Raw genomic sequence first — 15,168 nt, 5'->3', positions numbered from 1 at the left:
CCAACTGAGCTATTCCCGCTGAGAATCGGATTTATTATCTTTTACTTCAGTAAACCAGACTGAAATAAAAATTTCATCAAACCCTGCTGAATCACATGTAACTTAATGAATTTAATCATTATTTACTCACCTAGCGATTCAACGGACAGCATTATGTACCAACCAACTCAGCGTGGCAAGCCCTTTTCACTGAAAAACAGTATCGCTCAACTGCAAGTCGCGTTATCACTGTGGAAGCGAAACCATGATCCCGCCTCCACAACCAGACCGCCTGACGTTAAGGCGGTCTGATATTTCATTGCCTTCTGCGTATCAGGATTTTACGCTTTTCAACAAGGTGTGCTTACAGATGTGCCCAAATGTGACGTACTTAGAGTAGTTACCACCTACACCAACATCATACTGATAAGGGACAGAGATCTTCCATGCACCAACATCATAGGTTGTTCTCCACGTATTGATATAACCCTGACTATAGTCTTGGAACTCCGTAGTGTGATCAGCGTGGCAGGCATCCAGTTTCACGGTTCCCGATGCAACTCCGTTGGCATCAGTTATCGCCCCATGACCGTTACTCGGGGTAAACTCCAAATTACCGTTATTTTCTCGTTGGTCGAGGTAAAAAAGCGCAATAATATTTGGAATACCAGTTCCAGTTGAATCGGTAATACGAACGTTCCAGGTAACATCGCGATAGGCTTGCGTAGTCATGAAACCATAAGTTGTCGGAGCCGCATTTGGAATACGTAGAACCGTATCCTCTCCTTTAACAGAAGAAGTGAATCCAGCAATTTTGGAGCCCAAAGTTAGTTTATATTTCTGAGAAACGGTCGGTAATTTTGATGGATTAGGCAGCACTCTCACCAAAACCTTTTCATTCGGCTGAGATGGAATGATGGTAATTTCCTGTCCAGTATTACGGGTTGTCCAGGTATTACCGCCATCAGTAGAAGACGCCAGTAACCAGTTGTTATTGGTTCCGCTCGTCACGCCATCAAAGCGAAGTAAAACATGCTGGCCACGGGTTGCAGTAAAGACGTAGTAATCCGCATCAGAATCACTATCCGAGTTACCTTCAATTTCTCTCAGACTATCAGATAACGGGGTGGCCAGAGAGGGAATATCATTTAACTCATAGTCATCGACATTCGTATTAACAATCGCACCAAAGTTAAAAGCGGAGCCATCAGCCGTATTGGCCTCCATAAACCAGTAATAGTGCCCCGGCGTAGTTAAATCTAATGTAGCCTCATCAGCATTCCCTGCTTGATTTGAATAATTAATTGCCGTCACATTATTCTGGCCATCATCGCGCATCAAGCTGAGTGCAATATCGGTTTCAGGACTCATGCCTAAGACAAAAGCGGTTGTTTTAGAACGCTGAGTGATTTCAAAGTGATAACAGGCGCTGCCTCCACTTTGCAGCCCGTCCAGCGTATAAATAGAATTTACGGCTAGAGTCGGACACAACGGAGTGAATGCAGCGTTATTAGCAAGAGGCTGGGTGCTGGATAACGGTTTTGTTTGCGCGCTTTTTGCATCAGCCTGCGCAATTGATGTATTAGGGGAAATAACGACAACGCCCTCATTTTCCGCTTTATGAAATTTATAATTACTTGCAGCATGCGCTTGTATACTATTAGGGGCATCAAATACAGAAACCGTGCCTTTCTTTTGCAGTTTCCCAATATCCTTCACTTCGACAGAAACGCTGGTTTCAGCAATCGCTGAACCCATGCAGAATGCCAATCCAGCAGCCGCAAGATATACATTTAAACGATGGTATTTCATCCCAATATTTCCTTATCCTTGAGGATTATCAAATAGAACGCAGACTTATTATTTAATAATTAACAAATACTGAACGTGAAGCTGAAGTAGTATTACACCGACACACCATATAATCCCAATAATTTTTTACAAAAATAGTTAAAATGAAATTCTTTAAGTGAGAGAATTGAAATTTTTGTAAAATATATAAATTCACTCATTTATAATTAGTTTGATTATTATTTAATATTCTCGATTAAAATCCACTTCGCCACGTAACGTATTATCAGCCTGAAAGTGAGAGAGATTATCCAGAAATAATCGTCCCATCAGCCTCGGCACCATCGGCCCAGCAATGTGCGCCGTCAACGTCAGATTTGGCGTGTTCCAGAACGGATGGCTGTACGGTAGCGGCTCTTGCCTGAATACATCCAGCACCGCTCCTGCAATCTGCCCATCACGCAGCGCCGTCTGTAAATCATCATCCACCACAGCGCTACCGCGACCGACATTGATGAACAGCGCAGAAGGCTTCATCGCGGCAAACAGACGAGCATCATAGATATCGGTGGTTACCGAGGTATCGGGAAGGAGGTTGATGACATAGTCGGCCTTCGGTACTGCGGCAGGAAGCTCCGCTAAGCTCATAACCTGTTTAAAATCAGGCCGCTGTCTAGGAGTACTGACGATACCGTATAGCTCGACACCAAAAGGCCGTAGAAAACCTGCAACCTCACAGCCGATCTCTCCGGCACCGACAATCAACACATGCCTATCCGCCAGCGATCCCGGTAAACGGTGATCCCAGTGCCGCTCTTCCTGACTGATTTGCCGTTCCCCCAGGCGCAGCTCATGCCTGAGCATATAGGCAATCACATATTCGGCTATCGGCTGCCCAAACACGCCAACGGCGCGACTCAGACGGTAATCACGCGGTAACCCATCGGCCAGCAGCGGCTTGAACCCCGCCCAGGTCGACTGTAGCCACGTCGGTTTCGCTCCCTGAGCCAGCAGTGCCGCTGCGGTATCAGGTTCGCCCAGCCAAATCGGACAGCCCGCCGCCTGCTCCGCCGTACCATTTGAGAGCACCAGCTCAAGCTCTGGCGCACTATGATTTAAGACAGAGCCGATCTCATCGGCACGCGAGTCCAGCAGCAGAATAGCGGTCATAAGCACGTTCCTTAACGGGATTAAGCACTTGCGGCTTCACCCCGATGATTGTCGTTATTACATTTACGATTAGGCCGAAGCCTGAATGAGTGACGTCAACAACGCGCCGCGCTTCGCTTCTGATTTCTTCACCAATGCGGCGAGTTTCTTAGTATTGCCCCAGATGAGATACAAGATATGTTCTATCACGGCGGGTTCCCGCATCCGCACTTCTTCGACCAGTTGTTCAAACAGCGCGTCATCCTCTAACGCAGGCAACATATTCAACTTTAGGCTTTCTGTCGCATGGCTCAAACAGGCAACCAGCGTCGCCACGTTCGGCGCCGTCACGCTATGCTTATCGAAAAACGCCCGAATGAACGCATCCTGTACTGATTGATGCTCATCATCCACACTTTCCATGTAATCTTTGACGAGTGGAAAGTATCCCGCCTCGCTCAGACCCAGCCCGAATACCGCATAGCTTCCCGGCATAATGCACTTTTCGCCTTCCGAATCGGCGTACCATTCAAATTCTTCAATCGCAGTACGCGCATAATCCTCAAGCAGTGGATAGTTCGATGCGTACTGCAACGCGTTAGCAAAAAAACGATGGGTATCCGATTTTGCCAGCCCCTTGATGGGAAGGTACTGTCGCACCGACGATTTCAGGACGATCTTGTAGCTCTTTGGGAAGCCGAGCGTCAGTAAGCGTGTAATGAAGCCCAGCGCCAGCGCATACGCTTCAGCGCTTTCCTCGCGAATACGCACGGTGATGGTCGCAAACACATCATTCGCCACGCATTCAACCCCTTCATTCTTCAGATTAATCAGCGCGTGTTCAAACGTACCGCTTCCCTCTTCCATCATGCTTACCGCACGCGGATAGCCCAACTGCTTCGCGATATCCAAGTATTCCAGAGCCTTCGGCTTACTGTAAGAAGGTTCATAGCGCAGAATCATGATTGCCGCATAGAGCACTAATTCAACGGGATGAAGCGTTTGTGAACCTTGTAACGCCAGTGCGATACCGGGCTTGAGGGTATAGCTATCTGGTTCAAAAAAATACTCGGGTTTGGACACATCGCAATAGCGCAACAAAAAGTGCTGATCCACCCACGCTTTTAACTCACGGGTAATGGTGCGTCGATGCTCAGACAATTCCGCACTTCCTGCGTTTTTCTGCTGAATCAGCTCAAGCAGAGTGATGACATTGTCGATATCCATCGCAGGAAAGAGATGCGCATCTAACAAGTGACGAACCAGAAAGAAAGTTTGTAACTTCTCTGTTGGCGCAGTGCCGTGGGTAAGATAGCGATCGATATAGTCGTGAATAGCATTAAGTAGCCGCTGTTTTTTCACCTCATTGGTGAATGTAAACAGCGTAATCAGCAAGCGGCCTTCTGTTGCCGGAAATACAGCCCGAAAACAAAACCGGTAGTCAATCAGCGCCGTATCGGCCAGTTTCTCAACACGCTGCGCGATAGCCTGCGCCAGCACAGGCACGATACTGTCCTGTATCTGCGCCACACTCAGCGCACCTTTGCGACTGCCGGGCGACAGCCCGTCAGCATCCGGTTTCGCTTCAGAGGATATCGACGTACGCCCCGGCGCATAATCCAATATCAGATCGTCATGGATGCCAGCCTGCAATGTTGTTCGCGATATAATCTCATCGAGCCCCGCCCTTTGCTCCTGCGTATCAAACCATTTGTTGATTGCCGTAAGCGATTCATCCCGCATCGGCAGGTCGTGTTGTGGTAATGCCCCGGTTTCGTTTGAATGCCTGTCCGTCATTTTTCTCTTTATCCTTACTTATCGCAGATGAAACGTTGCCCCAAAGAACGGTATTAATGTGTTTACCAACCGCCGCCGCCGCCACCACCGGAACCACCTCCCGACGAGCCTCCGCCGGAAGAGCCCGAACCACTGGAACTGCCGCCTCCCCCGCCAGAACCGGAGTTCACCACCATCCTTGACGAGGCGCTACACGCGCTGTTGAACTGGGAAATACCGTCCCACTGCGTACTGGAGAACACGTCAGAGACCATTTGGTGGCTTTTCAGATACTGAGCAAACGTATTGGCCCAGGTTTCCCCTACGCCCAACGCCAGCGCATAAGGCAGCATGCGTTCAAAATGGGTCACTCGCTCATCGGGCGGGTACAACGTTTCATAACGGCGCTCTTCTGCGGCGCGGAGGTACAAGGTCATCCCTTTGGCTACGGCCAGACCATTCAACCCTTTCTGGGTATGGCGCGGGACGAGGCAGAAGAACCCCAGACACAGTAACAGGCTTACCGATAAGGCTCCCTGATAGTCTGTCGGCAGTTGAGACGATGTCAGTAAGCGAAACAGCCCGAGACCAAACGGCAGCGTAAAGAGGAACCCGGCCACTACCAGAAAAAGCGAGGCTTTACTTTTCTCACTATTCTTTAGCAGCGCAGAATAGCGCGCGTATTTCAGTAATTGCAGACACAGCGTCGTACTGAACAGCAGAAAAGGCAGACCAATAACCGTACTGATTGCCGTCCAGAGATTGAAGAAAAAACCGTACAGCACCGGAACCAGCAGACTTAGCGCGAGACCCACTCTCACGGCTCCAGCAATCGATAAGAACAGCGTCGGGTGCATTTTTTCATAATGCGCTTCTTGCGCCTTACGCGCCTTCTGCATTGGTGCCGAACGCATACTGCTTTCCGTCATATCCAGTTTCTTTGTCTTGCCGGGAAACAAGGTGCTAAGGAGCTGTTTATCCTCAGGTGTCAGCGTCATGGACGCGCTTTCAGGTAAGCGAGTGAGCCACTGCTCTTCTCGCCTCTGCGTCATACCACTTCGGCTTTTTCTCGGCTTATGGACGACTTTTGTCAGCGCAATCACACGCCTGGCAACCAGATCCAAGACATCGCCGGAGAAAGCCACGTTATCGTAGGTTCGTTGACAAAGGTAACGCACATAGCCGGGATAAATGCCATCGGGAACGCTATACAACGGCATGACTGCGGGTTTCGTTAAGCCAAGGGGGGTTATATGCTTACTCCACCAAAACAGGTAGTAAGCCACGATCAGAAAGGGGGGAAACCACAATATCCCGCTTTTCAACGTAGGCGAGAGCCAACTCCCCAGCAGAGAATCCTCTTGCGGTGCAGGAGCGGCAGCCAGAATACTCCGCGGCCAGGTGTAGGCGACCGTTACGCCTTCCCCTGGATGCAGCGGCGCAAGCGTCTCGATACTGCCATCTGCCAGAATGCGGGCGTTGTCGCCTTTCCTACCCACCGGACCGGTATAAACATCAATCGATTGCAGGCGGGTATCTTTACCGCTGGCGGAGAGAAACGCCGCTTGCTCCGGCAGATACAGGCGAAAACGCACCTGATTGATGGGATAGTTCCAACCGTTGCCGGTGACGTTCCAATACAGCTCATCCCAGTTGGGAAAGCGGCTGAAATGGTTACTCACCTGATACTGAATACGGTAGCGGTAGACTCCGGGTTGCAGTTGACGATCGGCACGACCAATCAATACTTTAATCTGCTCGCCCGCCTGATCGATGCTGTAGCTTTCCGGCTCGCCATCTCGCAGCACCTGTGTAATCTGGTACGTCAGGCGGAACTTACTGCCGTCCTGCCGATGCCAGACTAGCGGGAGCGTGCGGAAAATCCCTCGCTTGATCTGCTCGCCGGTCGACTGCACCTGAATGGTCTCATCCACCAGCATGGTGCCATCCGTCTGAAAGCGAGCCTGCGAATCAAACAGCAAAATACGTTCGTCCGCCGTCTGCTGAGAAGCCGTCGTTCCCGGCGCAACGTTAATCCCGGGGATAAACGTATTATCCAGCGCGTTGGCCTGAGCCAGAGCGCTCCACCCGAGTAAAACCAACCAGCCGCAGCGGCGCAGCGCATCCACCCACCTTGCCATCACGTCACTCCATCCGTGGAACATCACCCTCTGCGGGATTCTCCAGTTCAAAGAACGTTTCGGTTTTAAACTGGAACAGGTTGGCGATTAACAGGCTGGGGAAGGATTCCACCTGAATATTCAAATCCCGCACCGTGGCATTGAAATAACGGCGCGACATCTGAAGCTGCTCTTCAATTTCAGAGAGCGATTGCTGCAAGGCGAGGAAGTTTTGGTTGGATTTCAGGTCAGGATAAGCCTCCGCCAGCGCAAAAAAGCGCCCCAGCGTCCCTGAGTATTCCCGTTCATTCTGAGCAATTTGCCGCGTGCTGCCAGTCTGGCGGGTGCGCTGACGGGAAAGGGCTTCCAGCAGATCTTTTTCGTGCTGCGCGTAACGCTTGACCAACGTCAGAAGATTGGGAGCCAGATCGTGCCGGCGCTTTAGCTGCACCGCAATGCCGCTCCAGGCTTCATCTTTAAAACGTCGCAGAGATATCAATCGGTTGTAGGTAAAAATCGCCCAGATAACCACCAGACCAACCAGAGCTAAACCAAGATAAATTTCCATTTTAAACTGTCTTTTCGCTGTGATAGAGAAGGAAAATCAACGCGTTGGTATAAAGGTATGACGACGAATAGTACCGCATCCACGCGTCGTTGGTGACAGGAAATTACAGCGGCTTGATTTTTCTCATGATGTCGAGAAGGCGTGATAAATCACTTGATACTTGATGATAGTCCCACAGCGTCGGGAGGAAGTCAGTGCTGTGGAACTCAGCTAATTAAGCGTTCAGCGTGGCGTTATCAATGACGTATTACAGATGATGTTATTCACCACCGTCATTCATCAGAGGGCTATCTTGGTCAACGCCAGCGAAGCGCCTAACGCAATCAGCGCAACGCCAATCCCTTTGTCGACCAGACGTTGCCTGTCGAGCAGGCGGCGGCGCATGACTGGAGTAGCAAAAAACAGCGCAACGATGCTGAACCAAACCCAGTGAGCGATAGACATAAATAACCCATAGCCAACATTATGGCTCAGTGGGCTACTGGGTTGTACAACTTGCGTGTAGGTAGAGACCACAAACAACATCGCTTTCGGATTCAACGCATTGGTGAGAAAGCCCATGCGAAATGCAGTAAGCGATGATGGCGCATGGCCGGACGCTTCTTCCAATGTTATTTTTGTCGTGTTGGTGAGGGATTTATACCCGATATAAATCAGATATGACGCTCCCAGAATCTTCATCGCCATGAATAGCAGCGGGGAGTTAACAATCAATACGGCGATGCCAAAAACGGTATACATCACATGAACCTGAATACCACAGGCAATGCCGAATGCGCTGAACAATCCAACCCGTGAACCAAAGGCATAGCTATTGCGGGTCACCATGGCAAAATCAGGTCCTGGGCTGATCACCGCCAAAATGGTGATCGTCGCGACGGCAATTAACTCATTCATTAACGTTTTCCTTGTTCGGCAAGTCATCTTTTTTCACGATGATTTTGCACAGATAGATAAAAGATTGGCGAAGGGAGGAATGTAAAGGTGATTGACACAACACGGCTATCAAAGAGGCCGACCTCGCGATATCTCTTCACTATTTAGGTAATTACGCCTCTTATCGCCAGAAGGCAGTGTAATTATTCAGCGTTTGCATGTGGCAAAAAAGCGATTTATCTTGGTGTAAATCTGTCAAATTTCATCGTGTATATGAAACTTCCCTCGTTAGCCTCTTTTCGCTTCTTTGAAGCGGCCGCACAAACCGGTAGCTTTGTTAAAGCCGCCGAGTCCCTGCATGTCACGCATGGCGCCGTCAGCAGACAGATCAGATTGCTGGAAGACGCGTTGGGGGTTGAACTGTTTGAGCGACGTAACCGCGCGATCTTTTTAAACGCAGCGGGCCGTTCTTTGCATACGGTCACACAGTCCGTTTTCGAGCAGCTCGAAGGGGCAGTTTATCGTCTACAGCAAGGTGCACAGGATGACGTGCTGACGCTGTCATGCGAGCCCACGATTGCCATGAAATGGCTGATTCCACGGCTACCAGCGTTTAATCAGGCAAATCCCGATATCAAACTCCATCTGGTCGCGGCAGGCGGGCCGATTGATTTTGTACGCAGCGGCGTTGACCTTGCACTGCGGCGTGACGATTTTCACTGGGATCCACAAACGCATGGCGTAAAGGTGTGCGACGAATGGATGGGGCCGGTAAGCCGTGACAAAACCGAACGCAAAAACAGTCTGGAAGGGATGCGTTTGCTCTATACCGGAACACGGCCGAAAGCGTGGGCAACTTGGCAACGGCAGACGCATGTTTCCATCAAAGGCAGCGTCAGAGCGGACTACGAGCACTTCTATCTGTGTATTCAGGCGGCGGTCTCGGGGTTGGGCATGGCAATGGCGTCTTTCCTGATGGTGCAGGACGAGATTGCGAACGGACAACTGCATGCCCCTTACGGATTTGCGCAGGATGGTTCAGCGTATTATCTGCTGTCGCCCATCCCGCTTGAACAAAATGAGAAGTCCTTACGATTTCATACCTGGCTAATGCAGGAAGTGTCCGCCTGCCTTTCCGGGGTTGAAGATGCTTGTTAAACCCGCACAGGAAAGACAATGACAGCACATTCCCGTGACACCCATTTCACGACACTGAATATGATTATTGCCGCCTCGCTTGTGGGGCTGGTGACAGGGTATACCCTGCCGCTGATCAGCCTGAAGCTGGCCGAGCACGGGCACAGCACGGCAACACTCGGCGTTCTCGCAGCCCTTCCGGCGGCAGGGATGATGCTCTCTTCATTCGTTACCCCGTGGCTCAGTCGCCGTCTGCACGCCAGCTATCTGCTCTCCGGCAGCCTGATTATTCTGGCGGTATCCACCGTTGCCTCATTCCTGCTGTCACACCCTGTTTCGCTCATGTTCCCCCGTCTGTTAACCGGGCTGGCCTCGGGGGTATTGGTCGTGCTGGGAGAAACCTGGGTCACCAGTCAGGCTTCAGACAAACACAAAGCGACGCTGACGGGGCTGTATGCCGCCGTTTTCACCGGGTGTCAGCTGATAGGTCCGCTGCTCATTGCTGCTGGGGAACTGATGCAAATCTATGCGCTATGGCTGATTTGTGGCATTTCCGTCGCGTGCGCGTTCATGCTGAGGAACTGTGCCACGATGGTTCAGACAGAGGAATCATCTTCAACGTCTTATCGGGATCTTCTCCCTTTTCTCCCAGCCATCGCCTCTGGCGTACTCTGCTTTTCCTTCTTCGATGCCAGCATACTGGCGCTCTTTCCGCTTTACAGCATGGAGCAAGGTTTAGACGAAAAGTCCGCGATCTTACTGGTTACACTCATCTTTCTGGGCGACGCCGTCTTTCAGACGCCGATTGGCTGGCTGGCAGACAAGTGCGGTATTATCAAAACCCACATAGGCTGCGGCATCCTGTTCTGTGTGATGCTGGTATTGATCACCTTCTCATTCTCCTCCCCTGCACTGCTGGTTGCCGTCTGTATCGTACTGGGAGCCGCCGCAGGCGGGCTTTACACGCTATCTCTGGTACGGGCGGGTCAAAAATTTGCGGGTCAGCGACTGATCGTGATGAATTCCCTTCTGGGGCTGGTGTGGTCTGCGGGTAGCATCAGCGGGCCACTGTTCTCTGGCGCAGCCATCACGTTTTACGGCTACGATGGCCTCATCGCCATCTTGCTGCTAACCGGCGTGCTGTTTGTCGGCATACAGGGCGTATTAAGAAAAGCACGCGTATCACGTTCGCTGGGTGAAGAGTGAATGTCGGTATCAGGCGCACCAAGCCAGCGACGGCCTGGTGTGCCTGAAATGGATGCAGCAGAGGAACGGGCGGTTTATGCGGCCATTTCGCGTTTGAACACCGCCAGCGTGTGCGCCTTGACGCGAATAAACTCAGGGTCGCTCATCGCCTCTGCCCCGCGTGGACGCGCTAAATCAAACGGCACAATCTCCGACACCGTCGTCGGTCGACGCGTCAGCAGCAGGATTTCATCCGCCAGAAACACCGCATCTTCTAAATCGTGTGACACGATGACCATCGTCACGCCAGTCGCCAGTTGCACCTCTTGCAACTTGTCGCGGATAAACAGCGTCATTTCAAAATCCAATGCGGAGAACGGCTCATCTAAAAACATCACCTCTGGCCCCGTCGCCAGCGCCCGCATGATACAGACCGTCTGCTGCTGCCCGCCTGAAAGCTCATACGGATAACGCTGAAGATCGAAACGAATATCAAACATCGCGATCAGTTCATCCATCCGCGTCTGAACGTCTTGCTGCCGCATGCAGCTACGCACCAGCGGATAGGCAATATTCTTCCAGGCGCTCATCCAGGGAAAAAGCGCATCACGATAGTTTTGAAACACATAGCCAATTCGGGTTTCCGCCAGCGTTTTGCCATCAAACAAGATATCGCCACTATCGACAGGAATCAGCCCAGCAATCATGTTCATCAGCGTCGATTTACCACAGCCGTTTGGCCCGAAAATCGACACAATCTTGCCGCGCGGCAAATCCAGATTCAGATCGGTATACAGCGGCTGACCGGCAAACGACTTGTTCAACCCGCGAATGGTGACGTGGGTGTTCGGTGCCGGATAAGACGGTCGCGCCGTCTCCGGTTTTTCCACTTGCGCTATGCTCTGTGTCATCATGCTTTGCCACTCCAGTGAACAATTCTTTTTTCTACAATCAGAAACAGGACGTTAAGCAGATATCCCAGCGCGCCCGTAATAAGAATAGAGGCGTACATATCCCGAATATTGAACACCTGCTGCGCATCGATGATGCGGTGCCCTAGCCCTGTTTCCGAGCCAATAAACATCTCCGCGACAATCACAATCACCAACGCCATCGACACACCAGTGCGTAGACCGACAAAGGTTTGCGCCAGACTTTCCAGCAGCATGATGTCTTTAAAAATATGCCAGCGGGAGATTCCCATCACCTGTGCCGCCATTAGACGGGTTTTCTTGGCATTCATCACGCCATAGGCGCTGTTGAACAGAATCACCAGTACCGCCGCAAAAGCCGAAATAGCAATTTTATTCGCGTCGGTGATGCCAAAAATCAGCAAAAATAGCGGGATCAGCGCTGACGAGGGCGTAGAGCGGAAGAAGTCGATCAGAAACTCCAGGCTGCGGTAAATCTTTTCGTTGCTTCCCAGAATAACGCCCAGCGGCACGCCAATCAGTGCAGCAAAACCAAATGCGGCAAGTGTACGGTACAACGTCGCGCCAATATCCGTGCGCATACCGACATCCGCGAAGGACTGGAACAGATAGCCCAACGTATCGACCGGCGAGGGTAATAAAATGGGGTTCAGCCATTTTGCGCTGACCGCCAACTGCCAGAAGAGAAACAGCAGAATCGGGCCGACAGCAGGCAATAATTTAGACGTCCAATGCTGACGCATAATCGCGCTCCTCCCCTATGGCTGATAAATCAGGCTGCTGACATCCACCGGCTGCCGGAAGATTTTTCTTTCGGTGAACACATCATAAAACTTCTGGAACCACGCCAGATTGTCGCCTTTTAGCTCGTCATACATGACAAACCCCGGCAACGGCACCTCTTTACTCAGCTCGGCTTCAATACTGGTGTATCCGGTGATGTGCTCACGCGCGGCATCCGGATTCTGCTGAATAAACTGCACCGATTTGGCATAGGCCTGCGTGAAGCGTTTTGCGTCCGCCGCACGGCTTTCGATGAAACCGCTATTGAGTGCCGCCGCACCGCCAAACCACGGCGCATCAGGGTTACCGAGCACATAGCGTGAGATCACCCCAGTTTCCAGCGTGCGCGACAGCCCTTTCAGCCGCCCTACCGTTCCCGTCGGTTCCAGCGTATAAACCCCGTCAATCTGGCCCGCAGCCAGCGCAGCGACATGCTGCCCAACCGGCAGCTCCGTCACCCGCAGTTCATCCGCGGTAAAGCCATTCTTCTCCAGAATGATTTTGGTCATCACCACATTCTGAATACCCGGTCCGCAGGCGATACGTTTCCCTTTCAGCTCCGCGATACTTTTTACGTCGCTGTTTAACGGCACCAGAAATTCATCCAGTACCATTTTATGATTCGACGGGTTCGAGCAAATAATCTTGAACAGGCCGGGGGAGGTAATCTCGCCTAATCCCAATGCACCGGTGGCCGTACCGTTGGCACACCCATGTATGCGCCCCGTGATCATCCCCTCAACAATCTGTTGCGGGCTGGCGAATTTCACCGCACGAACATTCAGTCCAGCATCTTTGAAAAAGCCCCGCTCAACGCCCACATATAAAGGCAAACCGCCCACAATGGGCCAATAGCCGATGCGAATTTCTTCACTGTCGGCAGCAAAAGCCATGCTCGGTAGCAGGCTGCTTAGCGTCAGCGCGCCTGCGCTAGCCGCTGACCACGCCATTAACTGTCTGCGTTTACGATCGATCTTGTCATTGTTATTTTTCATACGTTTCCCCTTCAACGGTGAGCGAACAACAGCCGATAAACCCCAGCCTGAAAAACCGATCAGGTCGATTGCCTGAGTCGCGCCATCTTGTACACAAGACGGTATATAAGACTAAGCACAGGCCGTGCCATGTTTGTCAGCACCACAAAACCCAGCAAATACGCTGTTCCCGTGGCGTTAGCGCACCAAAAAAAAGCAAAACGTTACAAAAATGCATTACGAGTGATGCAGAGTGACGCTGCCATCAGCACATCGCCTTCTTGCTGAGGCAGACAAATGTGGCATCATAGAAACGATGGGTTGCTGCGTTTTTCTCTGCGTTATGTCGTGCTTTACCACCCCTCTATTCGGGCCACAGGCGACAAATCGGGATGAGCACACTTTTCGGGCAGACATAGTCTGAGAATCGTGTCGCTAAGCTCCTGTTCTAAGGAGCAAGTATTCAAACAGGAGTCGTTATGCCAATCATACATATGGAAGAATCGGCCAATCCCTCCGAGGCTGTCGAACCCACCTTGCTCCCGCTGTTGGCGGAGCATTCTCCGCAGCGACAACATCTTGTGAATACGCTGCTCTCAGCAAAGACCATCCCTCCCATAGCCCATGCAGTGGCTGGCACATTACGCAGCAGCGTCGATTTCTATCATGGCACTGAGGACGACCACACAGCGCTGGGCAACCACCGACTCGGTGGTCTGCCAGATTTACCTGTCGATATCCCCTACCCTAGTGTCAGCGTCACCGAAGACACTTTGCTCGAATACGAGGAATGCTGGCAAGAAGGTGAAGACGAAAAAGACGAGTGCATTTTCCCTTGGGACAACGTTACACAGCGCTATCGTGTACCACTGGAATTTATTGCGCAGATAGACTGCCGCGCTTTAGCCCCGTTACAGGACTATCTGCCGCGTGAGGGAACCCTATTCTTCTTTCTGGAATGCGGAAGCAGCCCTGTAACAACCCGAGGGAAAGTCATCTATGTACAGGATTCCGCACGCCTATGCAGCGGCGTGCGCTTTGCCGACCTGGCCTTCAATGACGAAAAGACACTAGGCCAAAAAACCGCCTTTCAACTGCATCCGAGAGCCAGCGTCGCCGTCCCCAGCTTTTACGCATTACACCAAAATCCCCATCTTGATGCTCTAGTGTGCTCACGACTGAGTCAGGAACAGCAGGCAGCATTGCATGATGGTGAATACGACGATGTGTTATCCCACATTGGCTTTGCGCAGTATTACGCATGGCAGTTGCGGCAACTGGGGGCATTCAATCTGTTGCCCGATAGTAAAGCGACGAAAGAGCAACTCGCCTGGATGATCGAAAAGGAGATGCTGCCATCGGGCTTTCCGCCTGATGCCCCGTTACCTGAATATCAGGGTATTGCCCGAGTCAACGGCTGTGGCTTTAGCCAGCATGAATTGCCAGAGTGGCAGGCAGCACAGCAATTAGGCGGCGAAGCACAGGACTGGCTGGTGCTGTTTCAGGTCTGTCTGGACGGACAATTTCAGTGGGATGACGGTACGCTGAATTTCATCATCCACCGCACCGACCTTGCCGCCCTACGCTTCGACCGCGTATTTCTGGTCTGCGACTACTGAGGATGTAGCCAAAGCTAAGTGGGCGACCTTGATAAGCGCAACGACAATCCACCGAGAATTAATCGCGGCAATTGTCGTTGATATTATGCGATACAGGCTTAAGACTTAGCGCTGATCTGCGCCATCGACCAGCATTATGGTTTTAGAAAGTAGTGATGGATCAAGAAATTTTCTTTGGGATGACGATGTTGGATAACAAGAAGAAAAGATTGGAGCGGGAAACGAGACTCGAACTCGCGACCCCGACCTTGGCAAGGTCGTGCTCTACCAACTGAGCTA

Annotated in this window: 12 protein-coding genes; 3 read left to right on the top strand and 9 right to left on the bottom strand. The window is 51.4% G+C overall.

Going from position 1 to position 15,168, the window contains the following annotated elements; all coding sequences use genetic code 11:
• Positions 1–312: 312 nt before the first annotated feature.
• From H0247_RS19430 to H0247_RS19405, 6 genes are all read right to left on the bottom strand, one after another.
• On the bottom strand, positions 313–1,791 hold the full coding sequence (locus tag H0247_RS19430) for a hypothetical protein (RefSeq protein ID WP_180743995.1): 1,479 nt from the start codon (positions 1,789–1,791) through the stop codon (positions 313–315).
• Between the two features lie 222 nt (positions 1,792–2,013).
• Entirely contained in the window at positions 2,014–2,940 is a 927-nt protein-coding gene (locus H0247_RS19425) for a D-2-hydroxyacid dehydrogenase (protein ID WP_180743994.1), read from the bottom strand.
• Between the two features lie 69 nt (positions 2,941–3,009).
• Positions 3,010–4,716, bottom strand: a complete 1,707-nt coding sequence (locus H0247_RS19420) for a DUF6138 family protein (RefSeq protein ID WP_180743993.1) — start codon at positions 4,714–4,716, stop codon at positions 3,010–3,012.
• A gap of 62 nt (positions 4,717–4,778) precedes the next feature.
• Entirely contained in the window at positions 4,779–6,836 is a 2,058-nt protein-coding gene (locus tag H0247_RS19415; protein WP_180743992.1) for a DUF2207 domain-containing protein, read from the bottom strand.
• A 4-nt stretch (positions 6,837–6,840) separates the two neighbouring features.
• Entirely contained in the window at positions 6,841–7,383 is a 543-nt protein-coding gene (locus H0247_RS19410) for a LemA family protein (RefSeq protein ID WP_180743991.1), read from the bottom strand.
• 279 nt (positions 7,384–7,662) lie between these two features.
• The gene (locus H0247_RS19405; protein ID WP_180743990.1) at positions 7,663–8,280 is read right to left on the bottom strand and encodes a LysE family translocator; all 618 of its coding nucleotides are present in this window, start codon (positions 8,278–8,280) and stop codon (positions 7,663–7,665) included.
• A 252-nt stretch (positions 8,281–8,532) separates the two neighbouring features.
• Between H0247_RS19405 and H0247_RS19400 the strand changes: the two genes are divergently transcribed.
• Positions 8,533–9,417, top strand: a complete 885-nt coding sequence (locus tag H0247_RS19400; protein WP_180743989.1) for a LysR substrate-binding domain-containing protein — start codon at positions 8,533–8,535, stop codon at positions 9,415–9,417.
• Positions 9,418–9,435: 18 nt separating this feature from the next.
• Complete coding sequence (locus tag H0247_RS19395; RefSeq protein WP_180743988.1) at positions 9,436–10,602, top strand: MFS transporter; 1,167 nt, start codon at positions 9,436–9,438, stop codon at positions 10,600–10,602.
• A 74-nt stretch (positions 10,603–10,676) separates the two neighbouring features.
• Here H0247_RS19395 and H0247_RS19390 read toward each other — a convergent pair whose 3' ends face one another.
• The 3 genes from H0247_RS19390 to H0247_RS19380 are packed head-to-tail and all read right to left on the bottom strand — an operon-like array spanning position 10,677 to position 13,291.
• The gene (locus H0247_RS19390) at positions 10,677–11,495 is read right to left on the bottom strand and encodes an ABC transporter ATP-binding protein (RefSeq protein WP_180743987.1); all 819 of its coding nucleotides are present in this window, start codon (positions 11,493–11,495) and stop codon (positions 10,677–10,679) included.
• Complete coding sequence (locus H0247_RS19385; RefSeq protein WP_180743986.1) at positions 11,492–12,256, bottom strand: ABC transporter permease; 765 nt, start codon at positions 12,254–12,256, stop codon at positions 11,492–11,494. The genes H0247_RS19390 and H0247_RS19385 overlap by 4 nt, the downstream gene beginning before the upstream one ends.
• 15 nt (positions 12,257–12,271) lie before the next feature.
• A complete protein-coding gene (locus tag H0247_RS19380; protein ID WP_180743985.1) occupies positions 12,272–13,291 on the bottom strand; it encodes an ABC transporter substrate-binding protein in 1,020 nt (339 codons plus the stop codon).
• 458 nt (positions 13,292–13,749) lie between these two features.
• Here H0247_RS19380 and H0247_RS19375 point away from each other — a divergent pair, with 458 nt between their 5' ends.
• Positions 13,750–14,889, top strand: coding sequence for a DUF1963 domain-containing protein (locus H0247_RS19375; protein ID WP_255434039.1), 1,140 nt, complete (start codon positions 13,750–13,752; stop codon positions 14,887–14,889).
• Positions 14,890–15,168: the final 279 nt, after the last annotated feature.

Origin of the sequence: Pectobacterium sp. CFBP8739, assembly GCF_013449375.1 — a bacterium.
In the GTDB taxonomy this organism is placed as follows: Bacteria; Pseudomonadota; Gammaproteobacteria; order Enterobacterales; family Enterobacteriaceae; genus Pectobacterium.
The sequence above is the reverse complement of the archived record's forward strand: the minus strand, read 5'-3'. Positions and strand labels throughout refer to the sequence as shown.

Bases quoted from the DNA above. Each gene is read 5' to 3' on its own strand.
- H0247_RS19380 (WP_180743985.1), bottom strand. From the start codon at position 13,291: ATGAAAAATAACAATGACAAGATCGATCGTAAACGCAGACAGTTAATG.
- H0247_RS19430 (WP_180743995.1), bottom strand. From the start codon at position 1,791: ATGAAATACCATCGTTTAAATGTATATCTTGCGGCTGCTGGATTGGCA.
- H0247_RS19425 (WP_180743994.1), bottom strand. From the start codon at position 2,940: ATGACCGCTATTCTGCTGCTGGACTCGCGTGCCGATGAGATCGGCTCT.
- H0247_RS19400 (WP_180743989.1), top strand. From the start codon at position 8,533: ATGAAACTTCCCTCGTTAGCCTCTTTTCGCTTCTTTGAAGCGGCCGCA.
- H0247_RS19405 (WP_180743990.1), bottom strand. From the start codon at position 8,280: ATGAATGAGTTAATTGCCGTCGCGACGATCACCATTTTGGCGGTGATC.
- H0247_RS19420 (WP_180743993.1), bottom strand. From the start codon at position 4,716: ATGACGGACAGGCATTCAAACGAAACCGGGGCATTACCACAACACGAC.
- H0247_RS19390 (WP_180743987.1), bottom strand. From the start codon at position 11,495: ATGATGACACAGAGCATAGCGCAAGTGGAAAAACCGGAGACGGCGCGA.
- H0247_RS19395 (WP_180743988.1), top strand. From the start codon at position 9,436: ATGACAGCACATTCCCGTGACACCCATTTCACGACACTGAATATGATT.
- H0247_RS19375 (WP_255434039.1), top strand. From the start codon at position 13,750: ATGCCAATCATACATATGGAAGAATCGGCCAATCCCTCCGAGGCTGTC.
- H0247_RS19415 (WP_180743992.1), bottom strand. From the start codon at position 6,836: ATGGCAAGGTGGGTGGATGCGCTGCGCCGCTGCGGCTGGTTGGTTTTA.
- H0247_RS19385 (WP_180743986.1), bottom strand. From the start codon at position 12,256: ATGCGTCAGCATTGGACGTCTAAATTATTGCCTGCTGTCGGCCCGATT.
- H0247_RS19410 (WP_180743991.1), bottom strand. From the start codon at position 7,383: ATGGAAATTTATCTTGGTTTAGCTCTGGTTGGTCTGGTGGTTATCTGG.